This window comes from Caulobacter sp. GSs2, assembly GCF_058680895.1.
The window spans coordinates 2,652,240-2,675,307 of sequence record NZ_CM178725.1; the positions used below are offsets into that span (position 1 = coordinate 2,652,240).

The window sequence follows — 23,068 nt, forward strand, 5'->3', positions numbered from 1 at the left end:
CCTGAACCCCTCCGCCCTTCCCCTCGTCCAGGGACACGCCATGACCACCCGCAGCCCCGACGATTCGGTCTCAGCGCCCGTCATCAAGACGGCCTCGATGCAGACCTATCCCGCCGCCTCGACGCACGAGATCAAGATCCGCGCCAAGGACGTCAACGTGTTCTACGGCGACAAGCAGGCCTTGTTCGACGTCAACATCGACATCCCCGGCAAGTCGGTCACCGCCTTCATCGGCCCGTCGGGCTGTGGCAAGTCGACCTTCCTGCGCTGCATCAACCGCATGAACGACACCATCCCGACCGCCAAGGTGTCGGGCGTGATCGCCATCGACGGCAATGACGTCAATCTCAAGAGCGTCGACCCCGTGGTCCTGCGCTCGCGCGTCGGCATGGTGTTCCAGAAGCCCAACCCGTTCCCCAAGACCATCTTCGAGAACGTCGCCTACGGCCCGCGCATCCATGGCCTGGCCAGCGGCAAGGCCGAGCTGGAAGCCATCGTCGAGAGCAGCCTCAAGAAGGCCGGCCTGTGGAACGAGGTCGCCGACCGCCTGCACCAGCCCGGCACCGGCCTGTCCGGCGGCCAGCAGCAGCGCCTGGTCATCGCCCGCGCCATCGCCGTCGGTCCCGAAGTGATCCTGATGGACGAGCCCTGCTCGGCCCTGGACCCCATCGCCACCGCCCGCATCGAGGAACTGATCGACGAGCTGCGCAACCAGTTCTGCATCGTCATCGTCACCCACTCGATGGCCCAGGCCGCCCGCGTTTCGCAGAAGACCGCCTTCTTCCACCTGGGCAAGCTGGTCGAGAGCGGCACGACCGAGGAGATGTTCACCAATCCTCGCGACAGCCGCACGCAAGACTACATCACCGGCCGCTTCGGCTAGGGACGACCACGACATGACCGAGCATACCGTCAAATCCTACGGCGAAGAGCTGAACCACCTCACGGCCGAGGTCACCCGCATGGGTGGCATGGCCGAGGCCCAGATCGCTGACGCCGTCGAGTGCATCGCCCGCCGCGACGCCCCCCTGGCCCAGCAGGTCGTCGCGCGCGACGAGCGCCTGGACGCCCTGCAGGGCGAGATCGAGCGCAAGGCCTTCAAGCTGATCGCCCTGCGTCAGCCGATGGCCGTGGACCTGCGCCACGCCGTCGCCGCGCTGAAGATCTCGATGAGCCTGGAACGCTGCGGCGACATGGCCAAGAACATCGGCAAGCGCGCCCTGATCCTGACCGACGCCGAGCCCATGACCGCCCTGACCCGCTCGATCGAGCGCATGGGCAAGCTGGTCGAGGGCCGTCTGAAGGACGTTCTGGACGCCTACAGCGCCTCGGACCTGGAACGCGCCAACGGCGTGTGGAGCCGCGACGAAGAGGTCGACGAGCACTACAACGCCATCTTCCGCGAACTGCTGACCTACATGATGGGCGATCCGCGCACGATCAACGCCTGCGCCCATCTGCTGTTCGTGGCCAAGAACCTCGAACGCATCGGCGACCACGCCACCAACATCGCCGAGATCATCCACTTCGAAATCACGGGCGAGGAGATCATCTCCAAGCGTCCCAAGCTCGACACGCCGCGCTAAAGGAAACCCTGGCTTTGACTCCGTATGTTCTTGTGGTCGAGGACGAGGACGCCCTGGCCACCCTCCTGCACTACAATCTCGACAAGGAAGGCTATCAGGTCGGCCTGGCCGGTGACGGCGAAGAAGCCCTGACCATGGCCAGCGAGCGCGCCCCCGACCTGGTGATCCTTGACTGGATGCTGCCCAAGGTCTCGGGCATCGAGGTCTGCCGCCGCCTGCGCGGCCGGGCCGAGACGCGCAACGTGCCGATCATCATGCTGACCGCTCGCGGCGAAGAGAGCGACCGTATCCGCGGCCTCGACACCGGGGCCGATGACTATGTGGTCAAGCCGTTCTCGATGGTCGAACTGACCGCCCGCGTCCGCGCCGTGCTGCGCCGCATCCGTCCGGGCCTGGCCGACGACCGCATCACGGTCGGCGACATCATCATCGACCGCGTCGCCCACCGCGTGAAGCGCCAGGGCAAGGAGGTCCATCTGGGCCCCACCGAGTTCCGCCTGCTCGACTATCTGATGCAGCACCCCGGCCGGGTGTTCAGCCGCGAACAGCTGCTGGACGCGGTCTGGGGCTCGGACGTCTATGTCGAGGCGCGGACGGTCGACGTCCACATCGGCCGCCTGCGGAAAGCGCTGAACGGCTCGGCGGACGGGGATCCGATCCGGACGGTGCGTTCGGCGGGGTATTCGCTGGATGTTGAGGCGGCTTAGGGGTTAGGCGGCGAGCCGTCGCCAGACCTCGGGGTCGTTCTGAGTAGAGCCCGGGCGCTGGCGCCTGGGCCGCTGCCGGCGCGTTCGAGAACAGCGGCGAACCAGCCGCCTTGCGAGCTGCCTTGGTCGGTTCACCACAAACCGTCCTGCAACCCGCGACCAGCCGCTGGCCCGGGCTAAGAACACAAGGGCAGCAAGTTCGATGGCAAGCGCGAAATCGACCGCTGCCACTAACGGGATGAGTTCGGGCGCTACGGCGGCGAAACCCGCGAGCATGAACACCGCGACCACATAGGCCGCCAGGGCCATCGGACCCCGGTTCAGACCTTCGGCAGGTTTCTCCACCAAGGCCTTGTGAAGCCCATCGCCAAGCCATGTCCCCCTGCAGAAGAGGACAAGGGCGAACGCCATCGCGAAAACTACAGTCAGGATGATCATGACCAACTCCCTAGGCGGGAGGTGGTGGCAAAGCTCTGAGTTGCAAGGCGGGGTAGCTCAATTCCCTGAACACCCCCTCCGGCCCGCCGCCACAGGCGATGGGAGGATGAGGGGTTGAAAACCCTATCCGGAAAGTCCCGCGCGACCCCTCACCCGGCCCTTGCGGGCCACCCTCTCCCGCAAGGGGAGAGGGGTTCGTGCTAGGGTCTGGTCATGCGGCGTCTGGCGTACATCGGAGTGAGACGCTCGTACTCCTCTCGCCACTCTCCGATACCGTTGAGGGCCTCCAATGCGTCCTGGAACACCATCGGAGCGCTACTGAATTTATAGTCGAGAAGCTTGATCTCATCAGGCCGGATTGGCCCGACCGATTTGCCGTCGAAGTCAGTGGCGTGAAGCTCGCCGTTGATTGCCACCTTCCAGTTTGGAAAGGGAAGGTGCTGAGGGATCGGGAAATCGCGATCAATTACGGCCCAATCTCCATGGTAGAATAGGCCGTCCATAGTCGTGCCGATCAAGGCGACCTCATCCCTGGCAAGCTCGTCAATTGTCGGCCGGGAGGTGTGCAGCGTTTTCAGAAAAATGGCGTTCAGAACGCCACCCGGCGCCAATACGACTCCATACGCCAAGCGTCCGTCGGTCGTGGCGAACTCAAAAAGGTCGCCGCGCCGAAGCCTAACTCGCTTGCGCTTCACAATGCTGTTCATGTCGCCACCACCAACGGACACGGAGCGGATCTGGGGAAACTTGCGCAGCCGACGCCCCCGCGTCGCGCCAAGCCTTACATCTCTTGGAGGCTGCAGCGTGCCGGTCTGTCCAGGTTGGTCAAGGACTGGCCTGCGGCCAGCCGCGCCGCGGCGACGCGCAGCGTCGTCCTTGAGCAACCTGGACAGACCGGCGATCGTCTCGCCGTGAGATGTAAGGATGGCTCCCTCCGGCGCGGAGGCGGCTTCGCCGATCAACCAGGCGCGCACGGAACCCCTCTCTCATAGAGAGAGGGAGGGGCCCGCCGCGCAGCGGTGGGAGGGTGAGAGGTTTCACCGCCGGCCGGAGAAATCTCGAGTCCTGTCGTTGAGCGCGCAGGGCGCCCAAGGCCATGCTCTGCCCATGGACAAGATCGCCAACGCCCGTCGCCTTCGTCAGAACCAGACCCTGGCCGAGAAGACGCTCTGGACCCTCGTCCGCAATCGCCGGCTGGGCGGGTTCAGGTTTCTGCGGCAGGTCGCGATTGATCGATACTTCGCGGACTTCGTCTGCGAGGCGGCCAAGGTGATCGTGGAGCTGGACGGCGCGGCCCATGAAGGGCGCGAGGATTATGACGAGCGCCGGACCCGGACGCTGGAGCTGTTTGGCTATGTGGTGGTGCGGTTCCCCAACGCGCGGGTGATGACCGACCCCGGCGGCGTGTCGGACGACATCCTGGCGGTGCTTCGTTCGGACAGGGTGTAACCTCTCACCCTCCCACCGCTTTGCGGCGGGCCCCTCCCTCTCTCTATGAGAGAGGGGTTCCGCGCCTGGCCTCTATCCCCGTGCGGGCACGGGGATAACCCCGCCCCGACCCTAGCAAATTCAACGCCCTAACCGCCGCACCCAGCGTCACGATCCAAAATCGACGCAGCCCCCCGCAAAACGCCCGCATACTACATCTCGTCCCGCCACTGGGGAGGCCGTCCAGCTGGCGACCTGACGGGTGGCGGGGGCGGTTGTGCGGGTCGCGCCCGTCAGTCGTCGTCGAAGGCCCGGTGGGGTCTGGCGGAGCGGATCGGTCCTTGCGGGGCCCGAACGCGATGAAGCCGGATCCAGACCACCGGGAACGCCCTTTGGCGACGCCTGCACGGGCGCTGCAGGCGCGGGCTGAAATCGCCCGCGCGGTCCGGAGGGGTCGCTTCCCTTCCGCCCGCCTGGGGCCTCTCATCGGGAGCGGGTTAAAACCCCGCGCCCCGAGGGCTCATCGGATAACGACCGCGCGGAGCGCTCCGGCCACGGCCGAAACGGTACTCCACTACACACTCATCCGGGCCTGGCCCGGACGCTCCGCCGCCTCCCCTTGTTTCTTGGGGCCCCACTTGCCGGTGAAAACCGGCGAGGATGCGAACCCGTGCGCGGGGCGCCTTGACCCCGCCGCCCTCTGGTTCCACACCCCGGCCTCATGGAAAAGCTGAACATCCTCCTCGTCGGGTCCGGCGGGCGCGAGCACGCCCTGGCCTGGAAGATCGCGCAATCGCCGCTGTGCGGACGGCTGGTGGCCGCGCCCGGCAATCCGGGCATGGCGGCGGTCGCGCAGCTGCGCGCGGTCAAGGTGCTGGACGTCGAGGGGCTGGTCGCCCTGGCCCAGGAGATCGCCGCCGACCTCGTGGTCGTGGGCCCGGAATCGGCGCTGGAGGTTGGCCTGGCTGACCGTCTGGCCGAAGTCGGCATTCCCTGTTTCGGCGGCAGCCAGCGGGCCGCGCGGCTGGAGACCTCCAAGGCCTTCACCAAGGACTTCTGCGCCCGCCACGACCTGCCCACGGCGGCCTATGGCGTGTTCACCGACGCCGCCTCGGCCAGCGCCTTCCTCGATACGCTGCAGGCCCCCTTCGTGATCAAGGCCGACGGCCTGGCGGCCGGCAAGGGCGTGGTGATCGCCGCTGACCGGGCCCAGGCCGACGCGGCCGTGCTCGACATGCTGGGCGGCCGCTTTGGCACGGCCGGGGCGCGGGTGGTGATCGAGGAATTCATGCACGGCGAGGAAGCCTCGCTGTTTGCGATCTGCGACGGCAAGACGGCGATGCTGTTCGGCGCCGCCCAGGACCACAAGCGGGCCTATGACGGCGACGAAGGTCCCAACACCGGCGGCATGGGCACCTATTCGCCGCCGCCCGTCCTGACCGACGCCCTGGTCCGCCAGGCTTGGAACGAGCTGGTTTTGCCCACGGTCAAGGGCATGGCCGCCGAGGGCAATCCCTATGTGGGCGTGCTGTATGCCGGCCTGATGCTGACGCCGACCGGGCCGAAACTGGTCGAATACAATGCCCGCTTCGGCGATCCCGAATGCCAGACCCTGATGCTGCGCCTGCAGAGCGATCTGGTGCCGCTGTTGCTGGCCGCCGCCAAGGGCGAGCTGGCCGGCGCGGCCAAGCCAGTGTGGCGCGACGAAGCGGCGATCTGCGTGGTGCTGGCGGCTGAAGGCTATCCCGACGCGCCGGTGACCGGCGGCCGGATCCAGGGCGCCGACGCTGATTTCGGCGCCGGGGTCGTGGTCTTCCACGCCGGCACGTCCCGCGAGTTCGAAGGACGGCTGGTGGCGGCTGGCGGTCGGGTGCTGAACGTCTGCGCCCTGGGCGCGACCCTGCTTGAGGCGCGCGAGGCGGCCTATGCGGCGCTCGAGACCATCAGCCTGCCGGGCGGGTTCTATCGCCGCGATATCGGCTGGCGGGCGCTCTGAAGTCCTCCCCCTAGCGGGGGAGGTGTCGCCGCAGGCGACGGAGGGGGAAGTGCTGCTGGCTCGGCGGGGTCTTCCCCCACCGGCCTGACGGCCGCCTCCCCCTTCAGGGGGAGGATCGATGCTTGCACCCCGCGCCCCACCCTCTAAACTCCCGTTCAAACAAGCGTTGGGGAGAAATCGCATGGCTGAAGCCGAGTCCGCCCAGGATCTGAATTCGGGCACCAAGCCGGTCGATCCGCGCCATGCGATCGACGAGGGCAAGCTGGCGGCCTGGCTGGCGGCCCATGTCGAGGGCTTCACGGGCCCGCTGGAGGTGCGCCAGTTCAAGGGCGGCCAGTCCAACCCGACCTATCAGCTGGTCACCCCGACGAAGAAATACGTCCTGCGCCGCAAGCCGCCGGGCAAGCTGTTGCCCAGCGCCCACGCGGTGGACCGCGAATTCAAGGTGATCTCGGGCCTGAACAAGGCCCACTTCCCCGTCGCCAAGGCCTATGCCCTGTGCATGGACGAGGACGTGATCGGCACGATCTTCTACGTGATGGACAATGTCGAAGGCCGCATCCTGTGGGACGGCACTCTGCCCGACTATCAGCCGGCCGAGCGCCGGGCGATCTACGAGGCCGAGATCGACACCCTGGCCGCCCTGCACATGGTGGACTACGCCGCCGTGGGCCTGGCCGACTATGGCAAGCCGGGCAACTACTTCACCCGTCAGATCGACCGCTGGACCAAGCAGTACAAGGCTTCGGAGACCACCGATCTGGAGGACATGAACAGGCTGATGGCCTGGCTGCCGGGCTCGGCGCCCGAGGATGATCGCACCTCGATCGTCCATGGCGACTATCGCCTCGACAACATGATCCTGCACGCCACCGAGCCCAAGGTGGTGGCGGTGCTGGACTGGGAGCTGTCGACCCTGGGCAATCCGCTGGCCGATTTCAGCTATTTCCTGATGAACTGGGTGATGCCGTCCGACCAGCGCGGCGGCCTGTCGGATATCGACGACCTGGAAGCCTATGGCGTGCCGACCATCGAGCAGGCCGTGGCCCGCTACTGCAAGGCCACCGGCCGCGACGGCCTGCCCAATCTGGACTGGTACTTCAGCTACAACCTCTTCAGACTGGCCGGGATCTGCCAGGGCATCGTCGGCCGTGTTCGCGACGGCACCGCCGCCAGCGCCCATGCGCAGACAATGGAAGCGCGCGTGCCGGTGCTGGCCAGAGGGGCCTGGACCTTTGCGCAGAAGGCGGGGGCCTGAGACCTTGATGCGTAAACTGTTCGCGGGCGTCTGCGCCCTGGCTGTGACCGGGGCGCTGTCTGGCGCCGCCTGCGCCGAAACCCTGTTCGTCCAGGCCGGCAAGCTGCTGGCCGATCCGGCCACCGGCAAGGTCGAAACCGCCAAGACCCTGGTGCTTGACGGCGGCAAGGTCGTCCGCATCGTCGACGGCTATGTCTCCGAGCCGGGCGGTCGCGTGGTGGACCTCAAGGACAGCTTCGTCCTGCCGGGCCTGATCGACAGCCACGTCCACCTGACCGGCGAGCAGAACCCCAATGCGCGGCTGGAAGAAGTCACCCAGTCGTCGGCCGACCAGGCCATGGTCGGGGCCGGCTATGCCCGCAAGACCCTGATGGCCGGCTTCACCACCGTGGCCGATCTGGGCGCTGACAACGCGGCGATCTTCGCGCTGCGGGCGGCGGTCAAGCGCGGCGACGTGATCGGGCCGCGCATCCTGGCCTCGGGCTCGGCTGTGTCGATCCATGGCGGCCACGGCGACGTCAACGGCTTCAGCGAAGAGGTCATGCACGCCCTGCGGCCGGGCTCGGTCTGCTCGGGCGCCGACGATTGCCGCCGGGCCGTGCGCGAGCAGGTCTGGCGCGGGGCCGACATCATCAAGATCACCGCCACCGGCGGGGTGCTCTCCAATACCGCCGCCGGCCTGGCCCAGCAGTTTTCAGGCGCCGAGCTGGAGGCCATCGTCGACGCCGCTCACCGCATGGGCCGCAAGGTCACCGCCCACGCCCACGGCGTCGACGGCATCAACGCCTTCCTGAAGGCCGGCGGCGACAGCATCGAGCACGGCACCTATCTCGACAACGAGAGCATCGCCCTGTTCAAGAAGAATGGCGGCTATCTGGTGCCGACCCTGATGGCCGGCGATTTCGTCTATCGGGTGGCCTCGGGTCCCAAGAACTTCCTGACCCCCGCCCAGACCGCCAAGGCGCTGGACGCCGGTCCCAAGATGCTGGCCATGGCCCGCCGGGCCCACGAGGGCGGCGTCAAGATCGCCTTCGGCACCGACACCGGGGTCTCGGCCCACGGCGACAATGCCGGCGAGTTCGCCCTGCTGGTCAAGGCGGGCCTGACCCCGCTGGAAGCCATCCAGACCGCCACCGTCAACGCCGCCGCCCACTTCGACCTCTCGGCCGAGATCGGCTCGCTGGCTCCTGGCAAGGCCGCCGACCTGATCGCGGTCAAGGGCGACCCGCTCACGGACGTGACCGTGCTGCAGAGCGTGACCTCGGTGATCAAGGGCGGGGCTTTGGTGAAGTAGGCTGACCAAGTCCTCCCCCGGAAGGGGGAGGAGATCGCGAAGCGATCGGAGGGGGAAGTGCTGCTGACTCGGCGGGGTCTTCCCCCACCGGCCTGACGGCCGCCTCCCCCTTCAGGGGGAGGATTTTCGGCCTTCTACAAACCCGCCTTCGTCAGCACCGCCGCCAACGCCGCCTCGTCCTCGAACCTGGCCCGCACCGGCCATGGCGTGACCTTGGCGCGCCAGGCCGGCGACAGTCGCACCCAGTCCTTTTCGGTGGTGACCAGACCGGCGTCGAACAGGGCCGCGCGGTCGGCCAGCATCTTCAACGTGCCCTCGTCATAAACCCCATGATCGGGGAACGGCGCGAAGTCGACCAGCTTGCAGCCGGCGGCCAGAAGGGCGCGCTCGACCTTCCACGGCTTGCCGATACCGGCAAACCCCAGTTGGGGACCCTGCGGCGGACGGCCAACCGGCTCCAGCCGGGCAATCAGCACCGGCGTTTGGCCAAACAGGGCCAGCAGGGCCGGATCGGCGGCCGGCAGGTCGGCGGGCATCAGCAGGACCACGGCGTCGGCCCGGGCCAGTCCGACCTTCAGCGGCTCGCGCATCGGCCCGGCCGGGAACACCTTGCCGTCACCGAACGGCCACTCGTCATTGCGCGTCTCGCCGTCGACCACGATCAAGGACAACGCCTTGCGGACATCCGGATTCTGGTGGCCGTCGTCCATGACGATCGCCTGGGCCCCGGCCGCCGAAGCGGCGCGGGCACCGGCCACCCGGTCGCGGGCGATCCACATCGGAAAGTCCTGGGCCAGCATCAGCGGCTCGTCACCGACATCCAGGGCGGTGTGGCGCGCACTGTCGACCCGGGTCGGACCCTTGTCCTTGCCGCCATGACCCCGGGCCAGGCCGTGGGCCTGGAGGCCGCGCTGGCTCAGGGTCAGCAGCAGTTCGCGAACGATCGGCGTCTTGCCGGCTCCGCCGACCGTGACATTGCCGACGCAGATCACCCGGGCGCCGATTTCGCTGCCCGGACCCTTGGCGATCCGCCGGGCGGTCGCGGCGGCCCAGACCCACGACAGCGGGGTCAGCAGGGCGCGGGTGACCGGCGAGGGACCGCCCGACTTCACGTACCACCAGCGGGGCGTCGACAGCTTCATGGGACAAGCTCGATGATGCGGGCCAGGCCGGCGCGGGCCTCGGCGTCGCGGGTCTCGACAAAGGTCGCCGCGCGCTGGGCCCGGAGCTTGCCGGCGGCGGGATCGGCCAGGGCGGCAGCCAGGCGTTCGGCGAGCACGCTCTCGTCGGCCAGGGCCATGCCGTCGATGGCGGACAGCTCGGCATAGGCCGTCAGCCAGTTCTCGACATGCGGACCCGAAAGGATCGGACAGGACAGCCGCGCCGGCTCCAGCGGATTGTGGCCGCCGATGCCGGGAACCAGGCTGCCGGCGACCAGGGCCAGATCGGCCAGCCGGAACCACAGGCCCAGTTCGCCCAGGGTGTCGGCGACCATGACCTGAGCCGGCGCCGCATGGGGATCGGCGCTGCGCAGGTTGGCGGCCAGGCCGCGCGCCCTCGCCATCTCGACGATGGCCGGACCGCGCTCGACATGGCGGGGCGCGATGACCAGGCGCGGCTGGCCTGGCAGGGCGGCGAAGGCGTCCAGCACGATCTCGTCCTCGCCCGGATGGGTGCTGGCGGCCAGCACCAGGGACTGACCTTCGAGTGCGGCCTTCAGGCGGGCCAGCTCGGCGTCGTCGGCGGGCAGGGGCGCGGCGCCGAACTTCAGGTCGGCCTCGCCGGTCACGGTTCCGCCCAGGCTGGCGAAGCGGCCGGCGGCCCGGCCGTCCTGGGCCAGGATCAGGTCGAAGCCGGAAAACAGCCGGTGGGCCGCGAACGGCCGCATCCGCCAGCCGTCGAAGCTCTTGTCCGACAGCTTGGCCGAGACCAGGGCCAGCCGCGTCCCCGCCGCCTTGGCGGCCAGCAGCAGGTTGGGCCACAGCTCGCTCTCGACGAAGACGGCCAGGTCGGGCCGCCAGTGGCCGATGAAACGCTCGGCCCCGCCAGGCGTATCGACCGGCACGAACTGGTGGATCACACCCTTGGGCAGCCGCTGGGCCAGAAGTTGCGCCGAGGTCACGGTGCCAGACGTCACCAGCAGGGCCGCGTCGGGCCGCTCGGCCCGCAGGCGTTCCACCAGCGGCAGGATCGACAGGCTCTCGCCGACGCTGGCCCCGTGCAGCCAGACCAGTCGACCTTGCGGGCGCGGCAGGGCTGGCCGGGCCAGGCGCTCGTTCAGGCGGGCCGGATCCTCCTTGCCCTTGGCGGCCCGACGCTTCAGCAACAGGGGCGCGAAGGGCTCCAGCGCCGTCGTGGCGACGCGGTAGAGGGCGAGCGAAAGCGGAAGGCTCACACCACGTCCGCTGGCGCCAGGCGGCAGGCATGGGGGCCGGCGCTGTGCTCGATCTGCACCGTGGCGTGGCCGATCTTGAACTGGCTGTTCAGCGCCGCGCAAACCTCGTGCAGGAAGTCGTCGTGATCCTCGCCGACGGGGCGGACCACGTGGGCGGTCATGGCCGTCTCGGTCGTGCTCATCGCCCAGATGTGCAGGTCGTGCACCTCGACAACGCCCGGCCGGGAGGCCAGCCAGTCGCGGACCTTGGCGGGGTCGATGCCGCGCGGAGCGGCGTCCAGGGCCATGTCCAGCGAGTCGCGCAGCAGGCCCCAGGTGCCCAGGACGATCACGGCGACGATCAGCAGGCTGGTCACCGAGTCGATCCATAGCCAGCCGGTCAGCATCATCAGCATGGCGGCCAGCACAACCCCGGCCGACACAGCGGCGTCGGAGGCCATGTGCAGGAAGGCGCCGCGGGCGTTCAGGTCATCCTTGGAGCCGCGCATGAACATCAGGGCGGTGGCGGTGTTGATAACGATGCCGATGGCCGCGACGATCATCACCGGCCCGCTCTCGACCGGAGTCGGGGCGGCGAAACGACGGATGGCTTCCCAGGCGATGGCGCCGGTGGCGGCCAGCAGCAGGGCGGCATTGGCCAGCGAGGCCAGCACCGTGCCCTTGCGCAGGCCATAGGTGTGGCGACCACTCGGCGCGCGCTTGGCCAGCGTCGCCGCCCCCCAGGCCAGGATCAGGCCCAGAACGTCCGACAGATTGTGGCCGGCGTCGGCCAGCAGGGCCAGGGACTGGGTCAGCAGACCCGCCGCGAACTCGACCAGCACAAAGCCCAGGTTCAGCGCGGTGCCGATGGCGAAGGCGCGGCCGAAGTCCTTGGGGACGTGATGGTGATGGCCGTGCCCATGGCCGTGCGAATGGCCATGCCCGTGGTCGTGAGCGTGGTCATGTCCATGAGCGTGATCATGGTGATCGTGCGAGTGGCCCGAATGGTCGTGCGGCATGGCCCTACATCCCACCATGGGCGGGTCGGATCAATGTTTCCCATCATCCGATCTTCCCGGCGAAGGCCGGGACCCAGATTCATCCGGGAAGTTTGGGGCTGATGCGCCTTCGGTCCGAACCACGGTCGCTGAGGTTTGCGTGCTCGATCTGGGCCCCGGCCTTCGCCGGGGAGAGCGGATTTAAGAGGAAGGAGGGGGAGCCCCGTCCATCTCCCCTACCAACGTTTCCGCCCGGCGCGACACGGCCGACAGGCGCTCGCCCCAGGCCTCGGCCAGGGCGTCAGGATCGTCGTCCCGGCCGGCGGTGGCCGGACCGTCCCAGACCATGGCGGCCCGGGCGAAGGGCAGGGGGATGATCGTGCGGTCCCAGGTGCCCAGACGCAGGCAGGGCTTCATGGCCACGCCGACGAACAGCACCGGCGCGCCGCTGACCCGGGCCAGGGCCACGGCCCCCTTCTGCAGCACCTCGACCGGGCCGCGGGGGCCGTCGGGCGTGATCGCCATGGCCCCGCCGTCCTTCACCCACTTGACCATGTCGCGGAAGGCCTGCTCGCCGCCCTTGTTCTTGGCGGTGTCGGTCTTCTTCAGGGACGAGCCGCGAATGGACGGCAGACCCAGGCGGGCGATCACCCGGGCGATGAACTCGCCGTCGCGCGACTGACTGACCAGAACCCGGATCTCCGGCTTGTCGGCCCCTTGCGGCCAGGTCGCCGGACCGACGGGAACGCGCGAGTGCCACAGGGCCAGGATCACACCGGAGCGCTGCGCCAGAGCCCTGGCCTGGACGTTGGTCGCGATCTGCTGACCCTCCCGCGTCCAGCGCAGGGTGCGATAGGTCAGGGCCAGATAGCCCGACATCAGATTGACCAGCAGGCTCATCACCCACGGCGAGCGCAGTGGCCTCACGCGGCGTCCTCCGGCGCATGGTCCAGGTCCTGGGCCTTGGCGAGGCGGGCATAGAGGCCCTTGGCGCGCACCAGTTCGGCGTGGGTTCCGGTCTCGATCACCTGCCCCTTGTCGATCACATAGATGCGGTCGGCGCCCTTCACGGTCGACAGGCGGTGGGCGATCAGGATGGTGGCGCGGCCGGCCATCAGCCGCTCGAGGGCGATCTGGACCTGGGCCTCGCTTTCGGTGTCGAGCGCGCTGGTCGCCTCATCCAGCAGCAGGATCGGGGCGTCCTTCAGGAAGGCGCGGGCGATGGCGATGCGCTGGCGCTGGCCGCCTGACAGCCGCGCGCCGGCCTCGCCGACCCCGGTGTCATAGCCGTCCGGCAGGGCGCTGATGAAGTCGTGGGCGGCGGCCTGCTGGGCGGCGGCGATGATCTGCTCTTCCGTGGCCTCGGGCCGGGCATAGGCGATGTTGGCGCGGATGGTGTCATCGAACAGGAACGGCTCCTGGGTGACCAGGGCGATGCGGTCGCGCAGGGAGGCCAGGGTCACCGAGCGCACGTCCAGGCCGTCGATGGTCACCGCGCCGGCGGTGACGTCATAGAAGCGCGGGATCAGGTTGAGGATCGAGCTCTTGCCGCCGCCGGACGGACCGACAAGGGCGACCGTCTCGCCGCGCCGGGCCTGCAGCGAGACCTCCGTCAGGGCCGGGATGTCGCCGCCATAGGAGAAGCTCACCCCCTCCAGGGCGATGGCGCTGTCGCCGTGCGGCAGGGGGCGGGCGTCGGCGGGATCGATGATGGTCGGGGCCACGTCCAGCGCCTCGAACAGCCGGCGGGCGGCGGTCAGGCCCTCGCTGAACACCGTCTGCAGATTGGCGACCTGGCGCAGGGACTGGGCGGCCATCAGCAGGGCGCTGAGAAAGGCGAAGAAGGCGCCGGCGGTGATGTCGCCGGTCGTGGCGCGCCAGCCGGCATAGACGAAGACGCCGGCGGTGATCAGGGTGGTGAAGGTCTCGGTGGCCGGGGCGGCCATGGCCCGGGCGTTGGAACCCTTGATCAGATGATGCTGGCGGCGGTCGACCACGGCGGCGACCCGGGCCTCCTCATAGGCTTCCCGGTTCTCCATCTTGACGATCTTGACCCCGTCCAGGCTCTCCATGATCGCGGTCGACAGGTTGGAGGTCTCGCCCATGGCGCCCTTGGCGGCCTTGGTCGTCTTCCTCGAAAATTGCCGCATGATCAGGCTGGCGACCGGGGCGATGACCAGCACCCCGGCGGCCAGGAGCGGGTCCAGGCTGAACATCACCGCCAGGGCCCCGACCACGGTCAGGAACTCGCGGGTATAGTTGACGACGCCGCTGGTGGCCGCCTCGCGGATCAGGCTGGCGTCGTACAGCACCGAAGAGACATAGGAGCCCGAATGGGCGGCGCGCAGCCGGGCCAGGTCCGAGCGCACCAGCTTGCCGAACAGCTGCACCTGAACATCGCCGACCACGCCATTGCCGATCCGGTTGATGAAGGTCGCCTGCAGCACCTGGAACAGGCCGCGCAGGATGGCGATCACGGCGATGGTGGCGGGAATGGTCAGGATCGCGCCGGGGCGCGGGTTGGTGATCAGCTGATCGACGGCCGGCTGGATCATCCGCGTCAGCTGGGCGCTGAGCCCGGCCACGATAGCGGCGCTGACCAGCGAGACGCTCAGGCCCTTCCAGCGCGGCTGCAGATAGTCGCGCCAGATCCGCATCGCGAGGGCGCGGTTGGTCGCTTGCGGCGGGGCGGCGTCAGTCATGGGCGAGGGGTCGGATGTCACGGGCGGACTGTCAAGGACGCGGGCGCATCACCAGGCGTGGAAAATCCGCCTACGTTTTGCAATTGGCGGCGGTCCATCCTACCTAGGCGCGGACTTTGAGGGGATCGCCACTTGGCCGGATTCGACCTTTCCACCCGCTGGGGGCGGCTGCGCACCTATCTCCACTATTTGTGGAACGACCACGCCTATCTGCGGGTCGGCTTCTCCAACGCCCACTGGGTCAGCCCCGAGCTAGTGCGCGCCAACCAGCCCTGGCCGTTCCAGCTGGCCTGGTGGAAGAAGCGGGGCATCAAGACCATCGTCAATCTGCGCGGCGGGTTCGACGGCAGCTTCTACGCCCTCGAAAAGGACGCCTGCCAGCGGCTGGGCCTGAACCTGGTCGATTTCACCATCACCTCGCGAGAGGTCCCGATCCGCGAGCGGGTGCGCGGGGCCAAACTCTTGTTCGAAACGCTCGAATATCCGGCCCTGATCCACTGCAAGTCGGGCGCTGACCGGGCCGGGATCATGAGTGTGCTCTATGCCCACTATCGCCTTGGCCTGCCGATCCGCGAGGCGATGAAGGAGCTGTCGCCGCGCTACCTGCACATCAGGGCCGGCAACACCGGGGTGCTCGACTATGTGTTCGAACAGTATCTGGAGCGCGGCGAGCCCAAGGGCTTGAGCTTCACCGACTGGGTCGAGAGCGACGACTACGATCCCGTGGCGATGAAAAAGACCTTCCGGGCCGGGATGCTGGGCAAGCTGCTGACCGACAAGCTGCTGCGTCGGGAGTAGGGCTGGCGACTTGCCCCCTCCGCGCCTTCGGCGCTCCTCCCCCGTAGGGGGAAGACGACCTCATCTGCCCCCTACGGGGGCGGACGACCGCGCAGCGGTCAGGTGGGGGCGAGTATCAACCCGCCCCGCGACCATCAACCCAGGCTCGGATCCATCAGCTTGTGGGCGTGGATGATGAAGTAGCGCGCGTGGGCATTGTCGACCGTGGCCTGGGCCTTGGCCTTCCAGGCCTTGTGGGCGTCGCTATAGGTGGCATAGGCCCCGACAAACTCGACCTGGGAGAGATCGCGGAACTCGATGTCGGAGACATCCTTCAGTTCACCGCCGATGACGAGATGGAGAAGCTGCTTGTCGGGCATGAGGGGGCACGTTCCTGCGAGGAATTGTCGTTAGGGAAGGTCGATATGCCCGACACGGTTAAGGATCAATGGCGCAAGCGTCGCATTGGCGCAAACCAGGCTCGGAACCAGCGGAATAGGGCGATTATAGCTGAAGCCCTGACCTTTATGGTCCGTCAGCCACGCGCCGGTCTCGGCCCGGATCAGGTCGGCGGCGGCTACATCCCACTCGCTCTTGGGCGACAGGGCGATAGCGGCGTCGAAGGCTCCGGCGGCCACCAGGCAGATGCGATAGGCGATCGAATTGCGGGCCTCGATGCGCATCGGCGGCCAGGGCGTGCGCCAGCCCGGATAGGCGAACATCTTGGCGTCGCCCAGCATGGCCGCGCCGTCGAGGCTGGCCGTCAGGCTGGGGGTGATCGGCGCGCCGTTCAAGGTGGCCCCGCCGCCGGCCAAGGCGGCATAGGTCTCGCTCAGGGCGGGGGCATGGACCACGCCCGCGACCGGCTTGCCGTTCTCGACCACGGCGATCGAGACGGCGAACCACGGCTTGTCCTTCATGAAGGCGGCGGTGCCGTCGATCGGATCGACCACAAACTGGCGCGTCGTGGTCAGGCGAGCCGGGTCGTCGATCGTTTCCTCCGACAGCCAGCCATAGTCAGGCCGGGCGGCGCGCAGCCGATCCTTCAGCAGGGTATCGACCGCGAGGTCGGCGTCGGTGACCGGCGAGCCGCCCTCCTTGGACCAGATCTTCAGACCACCGGCCCGGGCCTTGAGGGCCAGTTCGCCCGCTTCCCGTGCGGCGTCGAGGATCAGGTCCAGATCGGTCATTTGCCGGCGATCGCCAGCCCATCGACCAGGATGGACGGCGCGTTGTTGGCGCCGCGCATCTCCAGGTCCGAGCCGGGGATCAGACGGGCATAGATGTCGATCAGGTTGCCGGCCACGGTGATCTCGGTGACGGGACCGGTGATCTCGCCGTTCTCGAACCACAGGCCCGAACAGCCCACCGACCAGTCGCCGGTATTGCCGTTCAGGGATGGGCCAAACATCGAGGTGACCAGCAGGCCGGTTCCGGCGTCGGCCATCAGGCCTGCCTGATCGCGCGTGCCGGTCGACAGGGTCAGGTTGCTGGTCGAGACGCCCGAAGGACCCGCCAGGCCGCGCGAGGCGTGGCCGGTGGTTTCCAGGCCCAGCTGCCTGGCGCTGCTGGTATTGAGCAGCCAGGTGGTCAGCATGCCGTCGTCGATCAGGGCGCGGCGCACGGTGGGCACGCCCTCGTCGTCAAAGGGCGAGGAGCCCAGGCCGCGCACCCGGTGCGGATCCTCGACCAGGCTGACGCCCCGGGCGAAGACCTGCTGGTTCAGCTTGTCCTTCAGGAACGAGGAGCCGCGGGCGATGGACGGACCCGAGATGGCGCCCAGCAACGGGCCGATCAGCGACATGGCCAGGCGATTCTCGAAGATCACCGGGGCGGTGGTCGAGGCGATCTTCCTGGCGTTGAGGCGGGCTACGGCAGAGCGGCCGGCCTCGTGGCCAATATCGCCCGCGCCGGGCAGGTCAGCGAAGTGACGGGCTGAACGGCCTTCGCCGCCCCGCTCCATGCCCGCGCCCTCGCCGGCGATGGCCGAGCAGGACAGCGAGTGGCCGGTGGCGGCGTGGCTGCCGGAGAAGCCGTCGCTGGTGACCAGCCGCCAGGAGGCCGAGCTCCAGCTGGCGGAGCCGCCGTCTGAATTGGTCACGCCCTCGACCGAGCGCGCGGCGTCCTCGGCCAGGCGGGCCTGGGCCTCCAGCGCCTCGGCGGCAGGCTCATAGGCGTCGATCAGGTCGAGGTCGGGGAACGGCCCCTTGGCCAGGCGCTCACGCGGGGCCAGGCTGGCATAGGGGTCTTCGGGAGCCAGGCGGGCCATGGCCACGGCGCGTTCGATCAGCTTGGCGCGGGCGTCGCTGGAGATGTCCGAACCGGAAACCGTGGCGCTGCGATTGCCGACGAAGACGCGCAGACCCAGGTCCCGGGCCTCCTCGCGCTCGACTTCTTCCAGCTCGCCAAGGCGAACGCTGACGGAAAGGGATTGCCGTTGGGCAAAGACAGCCTCGGCCGTATCGGCGCCGGCCTTGAGCGCGGCCGAGACCATGTCGCTAAGCAGATTATCGTCCATGGGGTCTTATGGACGAGGGCGGCGCCCCCGGGCAAGGCGGCTCTCGCCGCATCAGGCGATGGCGTAGAACAGCAGGGCCACGCCGACGAAGATATAGGCCAGCCAGGTCGCCACCATGCCAATGGCCCGGGGGATCGAGGCGCCGCCGCTGTTGGACAGGCCCACGGCGTGAACCAGACGGCCGGAAAACAGCACGAAGCCCGCCACGTGGATCGCCAGGGGCGGGGCCTCGACCACGGCCAGCACGACGATCGCCATCAGGGCGGTGGGGACGTATTCGCTGGCATTGCCAAAGGCGCGGATGGCGCGGGCCAGTTCCGGAATGCCCTCGTCGCCCAGGGCCACCTTGTGCTTCTGGCGCAGGCGCACGACCAGCAGCGAAAGGGTCAGCATAAGGAAGACATGCAGCCCCACCCAGAGGGCGGCGGCGTGACCCGAAGTGATCGTATCCATCAGAGAACCTTACAATATCAGCCACGCCGGGCGCGCGAGGCGGCATAAAAGCCCTCTCGCGCGCCGGCATGCAAGCGATCTGCTCTAATGGGCGAGTTCGCGCGCGATCGGATAGAGCAGGTGGCGGTCGTCATAGAAGGGCGTGCGGCGATAGAACCAGCCAAGGCGCGCTTGCGGATCGGCGGCGAATTTCGGCTCGGCGACCAGCTTGGCCTCGAACTCGGCCTTCAGCGCGGGGTCGGCCGCCAGCATCTTTTCGGCGAGCGGGGCGATGGCATAGCCCTCGATGTACTCGACGCGGCTGAGCACTTCGGGGACCATGCCCCAGGCGAAAAAGCTCTCGCTGGACTGCGGCTCCAGCAGCAGCACGGCCAGATCGCCCAGCGGCTGGTCGGTCGGCACGCGCACCGAACCGGCCGGGAAGGTCCAGTCGCGGGTTTCCGGCGTGGCTTTTGTGACGCTGATCTGGACGTGACCTTCATTGGCGCGGGTCGCCAGCTTGGGGTCGGTCAGACGCAACATTTCGACCGACAGGGTCCTGGACGCGCTCAAGGGCTCCACCATCAGCCCGTGCAGTTTCAGCCGTTCGATCAGGTCCTTGCGATAGCTGGGCACCCAATAGGCGACCGGCCGCTTCAGGGTCAGGGTCGGGCGTGAGCCGTAGAAGGGCAGGGACCAGACCTGCGGATCGGGCTGGCCCAGCCAGTGGATCTCGGTGCGGCCGGAAGCCGGGCTCTCATAGGTCTCGTACAGGATGCCCTTGAAGGCGCGCGTGGCGCTGGGCTTGTCCTCGGCGACAAAGTTGACCGGGATTTCGGCCGGGCGCAGGGCGCGGTCCTGATGGATGGCGGCGCGCAGGCTGTCGCCCTTCTGCGCCAGCAGCTTCATCGCCGTTTCCAGGAACACGTAGGTTCCCAGCACGCGCTGGGCGTGGGGCTTGAGGCTGTGGTTCTCGATCAGGATGGTCGGGATATGGGCCGCCGAGCCCCAGCCGTTCGAATACCGCTCGCCCAGACCGCCGTCCGACAGGCCGGCCTTGGGGCCGTGCTCGTCGATGCCGAACACCAGCTCGCCGGGAATATGGCCCTGGGCTTCCAGGCCGTCGTTGATCGCCGGCTTGAACGTCGCGTCCAGCCATTTGGCGATCGCCGGCGATCGTGACCAGACGCCGTCTTCGCCATTGTAGCCGTAGGTGACGTCGTACTGGTAATCCATGCCGTCGGTGACGTGGATGTCGACATAGAGGTCGGGCCAGTAGCGGGCCTGCAGGGTCTTGAGCGCCTGCATCTCCGGCTGATCCAGCTTCATGAAGTCGCGATTGAGGTTCTGGTTGGTCGCCGTGTTGCGCCAGCCCTGTATGCGCGGTCCGCGCTGGTTGGGGCGGCTGTAGGCGCCGGAACGCTCGTGGCCGTCGACGCTGAGGATTGGGATCAGGATCAGGTTGACCTTGTCTAGCAGGCCCTCCTTGCCGTTGAACGCGATGTCGCGCAGCAGCATCATGCCCGCGTCCTTGCCGTCGATCTCGCCCGGATGGATGCCGGCCTGAGCCAGCAGCAGCGGCTTTTTCGGATCGAGCTTCGCGCCATCCTTTGACGCGATCACCGCATAGATCGGCCGGCCTTCCGGCGAGACGCCGAACTCTTCGATGCGGATCAGGCTTGAGGCCTTGTCCAGCCGGTCGAACCATTTGCGGGTGTCGACATAGTTGGGGCTGAAGTCATGTTCGGGATCGGCCTCGAACGCCGTCACCCACGGATCGGACGTGTCGCGCAGCAGCGCCTGGCTGGCGCCCTGCCACTGCGGCGCGGGCGGCAGGAAGGCTTCGTCCCAGGGGGCTTTGGCGGGTGGGGTCTGGGCCATGCTGGTGCTCGTCATCAGTGCTGCGGCGAGGGCCGCCAGGGTTAGGTTCCGCATTCTCAACGCCCCATGTCGTCAGATCAGGTCTTCCAGATGGGCTTGCCGTCACCCGGCAGGCCCAGCCGGCCCCACATGTCGCTGACCCTGTCGACCACGGCCTGATCCATGCGGATCTCCTGGCCCCATTCGCGATGGGTTTCAGGCGGCAGCTTGTCGGTGGCGTCCAGGCCGATCTTCGACCCCAGGCCGCTCTCGGGGCTGGCGAAGTCGAGATAGTCGATCGGCGTGTGCTCGATCACCGTGATGTCCCGCGCAGGGTCCATCTTGGTGCTGATCGCCCACATGACGTCCTTCCAGTCGCGGGCATTGATGTCGTGGTCCACGACGATCACCCACTTGGTGTACATGAACTGGCGCAGATAGCTCCAGACGCCCAGCATCACCCGCTTGGCGTGGCCGGGATAGGCCTTCTTCATCGAGACCACGGCGATGCGATAGCTGCAGCCCTCGGGCGGCAGCCAGAAGTCGACGATCTCGGGGAACTGCTGGCGCAGCAGCGGGATGAACACCTCGTTGAGCGCCTCGCCCAGCACCGAGGGCTCGTCCGGCGGCCGGCCGGTGAAGGTGGTCAGGTAGATCGGGTCCTTGCGCATGGTGATCGCCGTCACCTGGAAGATCGGGAACTTCTCGACGCTGTTGTAATAGCCGGTGTGGTCGCCATAGGGGCCCTCGTCGGCATATTCGTCGAGCAGGACATGGCCTTCGAGCACGATCTCGGCGTGAGCGGGCACCATCAGCGGCACGGTCTTGGCGGCCACGAGGTCGACCTTGGCGCCGCGCAGCAGGCCGGCGAACTGGTATTCGCTCAGGGTGTCGGGCACCGGCGTGACGGCGGCCAGGATGGTGCCGGGGTCGGCGCCCAGCACGGCGCAGGCGGGCAGGGGCTCGCGCTTGCCCGCCTGCTTGTGGCGGGCGTAGTGCTGGGCCCCGCCGCGATGGGCCAGCCAGCGCATGATGCAGCGGTCCTTGCCGATCACCTGCATGCGATAGATGCCCAGGTTGAAGTCGTCCTCGCGATCCTTGCCGGGGCCCTTGGTGACGATCAGCGGCCAGGTGATCAGCGGCGCGGGCTCGCCGGGCCAGCAGGTCTGGACGGGCAGTTTCGACAGGTCGATCTGGTCGCCGGTCAGGACGATCTCCTGCACCGGAGCCTTTTTCACCGTGCCCGGCCGCATGGCCATGACGGTCTTGGCCAGGGGCAGCATGTCGATGACGTCTTTCAGGCCCTTGGGGGGCTGAGGCTGGCGCAGGAAGGCCAGAAGCTCGCCCACTTCGCGCAGTTCGCCGGCGGTGGTGCGCGGCTCGCCGCCCAGGGTGACGCCCATGGCCACCCGCTTGACGGTGCCAAACAGGTTGGCCAGGGCCGGCATCGGCGAGCGCGTGCCGTCGGGCATCAGCACATGTTCGAACAGCACCGCCGGGCCGCCCGTGGCCAGCAGGCGGGTCTGGATCTCGGTCATCTCCAGCACGGTGGAGACCGGCTCGGTGACCCGAACCAGTTCGCCCTTGGCCTCGAGGACGTCGATGAATTCGCGCAGGGACCGATAGGCCATGAGGTGCTCCTTGGAGGCCGGAACCTAGTGGTTTTTTCGGCCTTGGCTACGCCTTGCCCAGGGCCTGCAGCAGGATTCCGCGGATGCGGGTCAGATGCTCGGGCGTCATCTCGCCCAAGGAGCCGCGCCGGTCCGGCGGCAGGTGGGCGACCGGGTCGCCGTCGGTCTTGAAGACGAAGTGATCAAAGACGTCGCGCCAGATCGCCCGCTCGCTGGCGGACATCTCGCGGATCGAGGCCATGGCGTGCAGCAGGGCCTCCAGGGGGCGGCCCAGAACCGCGCGGGGCTCGGCCCACCAGTAGTTGATCAGCACCGTGAAGGGGTCGAGCGACTCGACATTGTGGAACCAGAAATAGGGGATGTAGATCGCATCCCCGGGCTCCAGCTCGGCGACCTGGGCGGTGGTCCAGGCCTCGGCGAAGCGCGGATAGCGGCCAAGATCGGGGGCGGCGATGTCCACCATGCTGACCGGCGGGCCGGCCGGGGTGAACTCCAGCGGTCCCAGATAGAGGTTCTTCAACTGGTCGGGCGGGAACAGGGTGAAGCGCCGCCGGCCCGCCACCGCGCAGGCGATATTGTAGTTCATGTCGAAATGGGTCGCGGTGGTGATCGCATTGCCGATCCAGATCCGGGGACCGACCGTTTCCTCGAGCAGCGGCTGGGGATTGGCGGCGGTGAAGCCGGGCAGGGCGCTGGCGGTCGGGGTGGACTGCACGGCCAGGGCCGGGGGCTCGGCGGCGTCGCGGAACGACAGCAGGGCCCCCAGGGCCTCGCGCAGGGGCACGGTACGGCGACGGAAGTTCAAGCCGTCCAGACTGTCGGTATAGAAGAACCGCCCACCGATCTCGGGTCCGCCGTGCAGAATTGTGACCGGCCCGCCGGCGTCCAGACCCAGTAGGTATTCGGCCATGGCCTGTTCGGAGACCTGACCTGCCGCCACGGCGGGCCAGTCGGCGATCAGACCTTTCAGAACGGCGGGCTGGCCGGCCGGCACGATCTGGTCGCGGAAGATCTCGCGGTTGACGCCACGCCATTCGGCCGTTCGGAACGGAGCGGGACCCAGGGTCAT

At 68.1% G+C, this 23,068-nt stretch carries 22 protein-coding genes; 8 read left to right on the forward strand and 14 right to left on the reverse strand.

Annotation, left to right across the window (positions count from 1 at the left end):
* Positions 1–40 precede the first annotated feature (40 nt).
* Genes pstB through phoB form a run of 3 tightly spaced genes read left to right on the forward strand, consistent with a single transcriptional unit; the run spans position 41 to position 2,293 of the window.
* Positions 41–883 (forward strand): phosphate ABC transporter ATP-binding protein PstB, encoded by an 843-nt coding sequence (pstB, locus tag ACW17Z_RS12895; RefSeq protein WP_419319013.1) that lies wholly within the window; start codon positions 41–43, stop codon positions 881–883.
* A gap of 13 nt (positions 884–896) precedes the next feature.
* Positions 897–1,586 (forward strand): phosphate signaling complex protein PhoU, encoded by a 690-nt coding sequence (phoU, locus tag ACW17Z_RS12900; RefSeq protein WP_419319012.1) that lies wholly within the window; start codon positions 897–899, stop codon positions 1,584–1,586.
* Positions 1,587–1,600: 14 nt separating this feature from the next.
* Positions 1,601–2,293: a phosphate regulon transcriptional regulator PhoB gene (gene phoB, locus ACW17Z_RS12905; protein WP_419319011.1), complete on the forward strand. Its 693-nt coding sequence runs from the start codon at positions 1,601–1,603 to the stop codon at positions 2,291–2,293.
* A 3-nt stretch (positions 2,294–2,296) separates the two neighbouring features.
* On the opposite strand, the gene ACW17Z_RS12910 is transcribed toward phoB, so the two are convergent.
* A complete protein-coding gene (locus ACW17Z_RS12910; protein ID WP_492056298.1) occupies positions 2,297–2,731 on the reverse strand; it encodes a hypothetical protein in 435 nt (144 codons plus the stop codon).
* Positions 2,732–2,931: 200 nt separating this feature from the next.
* A complete protein-coding gene (locus ACW17Z_RS12915; protein WP_492056299.1) occupies positions 2,932–3,705 on the reverse strand; it encodes an Imm26 family immunity protein in 774 nt (257 codons plus the stop codon).
* Between the two features lie 133 nt (positions 3,706–3,838).
* On the opposite strand from ACW17Z_RS12915, the gene ACW17Z_RS12920 reads away from it, so the two are divergent.
* The 4 genes from ACW17Z_RS12920 (at position 3,839) to ACW17Z_RS12935 (ending at position 8,707) form a co-directional block, all read left to right on the forward strand.
* Positions 3,839–4,180: an endonuclease domain-containing protein gene (locus ACW17Z_RS12920; RefSeq protein WP_492056300.1), complete on the forward strand. Its 342-nt coding sequence runs from the start codon at positions 3,839–3,841 to the stop codon at positions 4,178–4,180.
* Positions 4,181–4,880: 700 nt separating this feature from the next.
* Positions 4,881–6,155 (forward strand): phosphoribosylamine--glycine ligase, encoded by a 1,275-nt coding sequence (gene purD, locus ACW17Z_RS12925; RefSeq protein WP_492056301.1) that lies wholly within the window; start codon positions 4,881–4,883, stop codon positions 6,153–6,155.
* 181 nt (positions 6,156–6,336) lie between these two features.
* On the forward strand, positions 6,337–7,413 hold the full coding sequence (locus ACW17Z_RS12930; protein ID WP_492056302.1) for a phosphotransferase family protein: 1,077 nt from the start codon (positions 6,337–6,339) through the stop codon (positions 7,411–7,413).
* A 4-nt stretch (positions 7,414–7,417) separates the two neighbouring features.
* Positions 7,418–8,707 carry a metal-dependent hydrolase family protein gene (locus ACW17Z_RS12935; RefSeq protein ID WP_419319006.1) on the forward strand — a complete coding sequence of 430 codons (1,290 nt, stop codon included), beginning with the start codon at positions 7,418–7,420 and terminating at the stop codon, positions 8,705–8,707.
* Positions 8,708–8,841: 134 nt separating this feature from the next.
* Here the strand turns inward: ACW17Z_RS12935 and lpxK are convergent, their stop codons facing one another.
* The 5 genes from lpxK to ACW17Z_RS12960 all read right to left on the reverse strand — a co-directional run bounded on the left by lpxK (position 8,842) and on the right by ACW17Z_RS12960 (position 14,781).
* A complete protein-coding gene (gene lpxK / locus ACW17Z_RS12940) occupies positions 8,842–9,849 on the reverse strand; it encodes a tetraacyldisaccharide 4'-kinase (RefSeq protein WP_492056303.1) in 1,008 nt (335 codons plus the stop codon).
* Positions 9,846–11,102 (reverse strand): 3-deoxy-D-manno-octulosonic acid transferase, encoded by a 1,257-nt coding sequence (locus ACW17Z_RS12945; RefSeq protein ID WP_492056304.1) that lies wholly within the window; start codon positions 11,100–11,102, stop codon positions 9,846–9,848. The genes lpxK and ACW17Z_RS12945 overlap by 4 nt, the downstream gene beginning before the upstream one ends.
* Complete coding sequence (locus ACW17Z_RS12950) at positions 11,099–12,100, reverse strand: cation diffusion facilitator family transporter (RefSeq protein WP_492056305.1); 1,002 nt, start codon at positions 12,098–12,100, stop codon at positions 11,099–11,101. The genes ACW17Z_RS12945 and ACW17Z_RS12950 overlap by 4 nt, the downstream gene beginning before the upstream one ends.
* A 180-nt stretch (positions 12,101–12,280) precedes the next feature.
* On the reverse strand, positions 12,281–13,006 hold the full coding sequence (locus ACW17Z_RS12955; RefSeq protein WP_492056306.1) for a lysophospholipid acyltransferase family protein: 726 nt from the start codon (positions 13,004–13,006) through the stop codon (positions 12,281–12,283).
* Entirely contained in the window at positions 13,003–14,781 is a 1,779-nt protein-coding gene (locus ACW17Z_RS12960) for an ABC transporter ATP-binding protein (protein WP_492056307.1), read from the reverse strand. Before ACW17Z_RS12960 ends, ACW17Z_RS12955 begins: the two co-directional genes overlap by 4 nt.
* 132 nt (positions 14,782–14,913) lie before the next feature.
* On the opposite strand from ACW17Z_RS12960, the gene ACW17Z_RS12965 reads away from it, so the two are divergent.
* Positions 14,914–15,579, forward strand: coding sequence for a fused DSP-PTPase phosphatase/NAD kinase-like protein (locus ACW17Z_RS12965; protein WP_492056308.1), 666 nt, complete (start codon positions 14,914–14,916; stop codon positions 15,577–15,579).
* Positions 15,580–15,713: 134 nt separating this feature from the next.
* Here the strand turns inward: ACW17Z_RS12965 and ACW17Z_RS12970 are convergent, their stop codons facing one another.
* The 7 genes from ACW17Z_RS12970 to ACW17Z_RS13000 form a co-directional block, all read right to left on the reverse strand.
* Entirely contained in the window at positions 15,714–15,938 is a 225-nt protein-coding gene (locus tag ACW17Z_RS12970; RefSeq protein WP_419253988.1) for a DUF4170 domain-containing protein, read from the reverse strand.
* Between the two features lie 30 nt (positions 15,939–15,968).
* Positions 15,969–16,748, reverse strand: coding sequence for a 3'(2'),5'-bisphosphate nucleotidase CysQ (locus tag ACW17Z_RS12975; protein WP_492056309.1), 780 nt, complete (start codon positions 16,746–16,748; stop codon positions 15,969–15,971).
* Positions 16,745–18,076, reverse strand: coding sequence for a TldD/PmbA family protein (locus ACW17Z_RS12980; protein WP_492056310.1), 1,332 nt, complete (start codon positions 18,074–18,076; stop codon positions 16,745–16,747). The genes ACW17Z_RS12975 and ACW17Z_RS12980 overlap by 4 nt, the downstream gene beginning before the upstream one ends.
* A gap of 51 nt (positions 18,077–18,127) precedes the next feature.
* Complete coding sequence (locus ACW17Z_RS12985; protein WP_419318997.1) at positions 18,128–18,529, reverse strand: MAPEG family protein; 402 nt, start codon at positions 18,527–18,529, stop codon at positions 18,128–18,130.
* 84 nt (positions 18,530–18,613) lie between these two features.
* Positions 18,614–20,443: a M14 family metallopeptidase gene (locus ACW17Z_RS12990; protein ID WP_492056311.1), complete on the reverse strand. Its 1,830-nt coding sequence runs from the start codon at positions 20,441–20,443 to the stop codon at positions 18,614–18,616.
* A 23-nt stretch (positions 20,444–20,466) separates the two neighbouring features.
* Positions 20,467–21,999, reverse strand: coding sequence for a UbiD family decarboxylase (locus tag ACW17Z_RS12995; RefSeq protein WP_492056312.1), 1,533 nt, complete (start codon positions 21,997–21,999; stop codon positions 20,467–20,469).
* Between the two features lie 46 nt (positions 22,000–22,045).
* Entirely contained in the window at positions 22,046–23,068 is a 1,023-nt protein-coding gene (locus tag ACW17Z_RS13000) for a cupin-like domain-containing protein (protein WP_492056313.1), read from the reverse strand.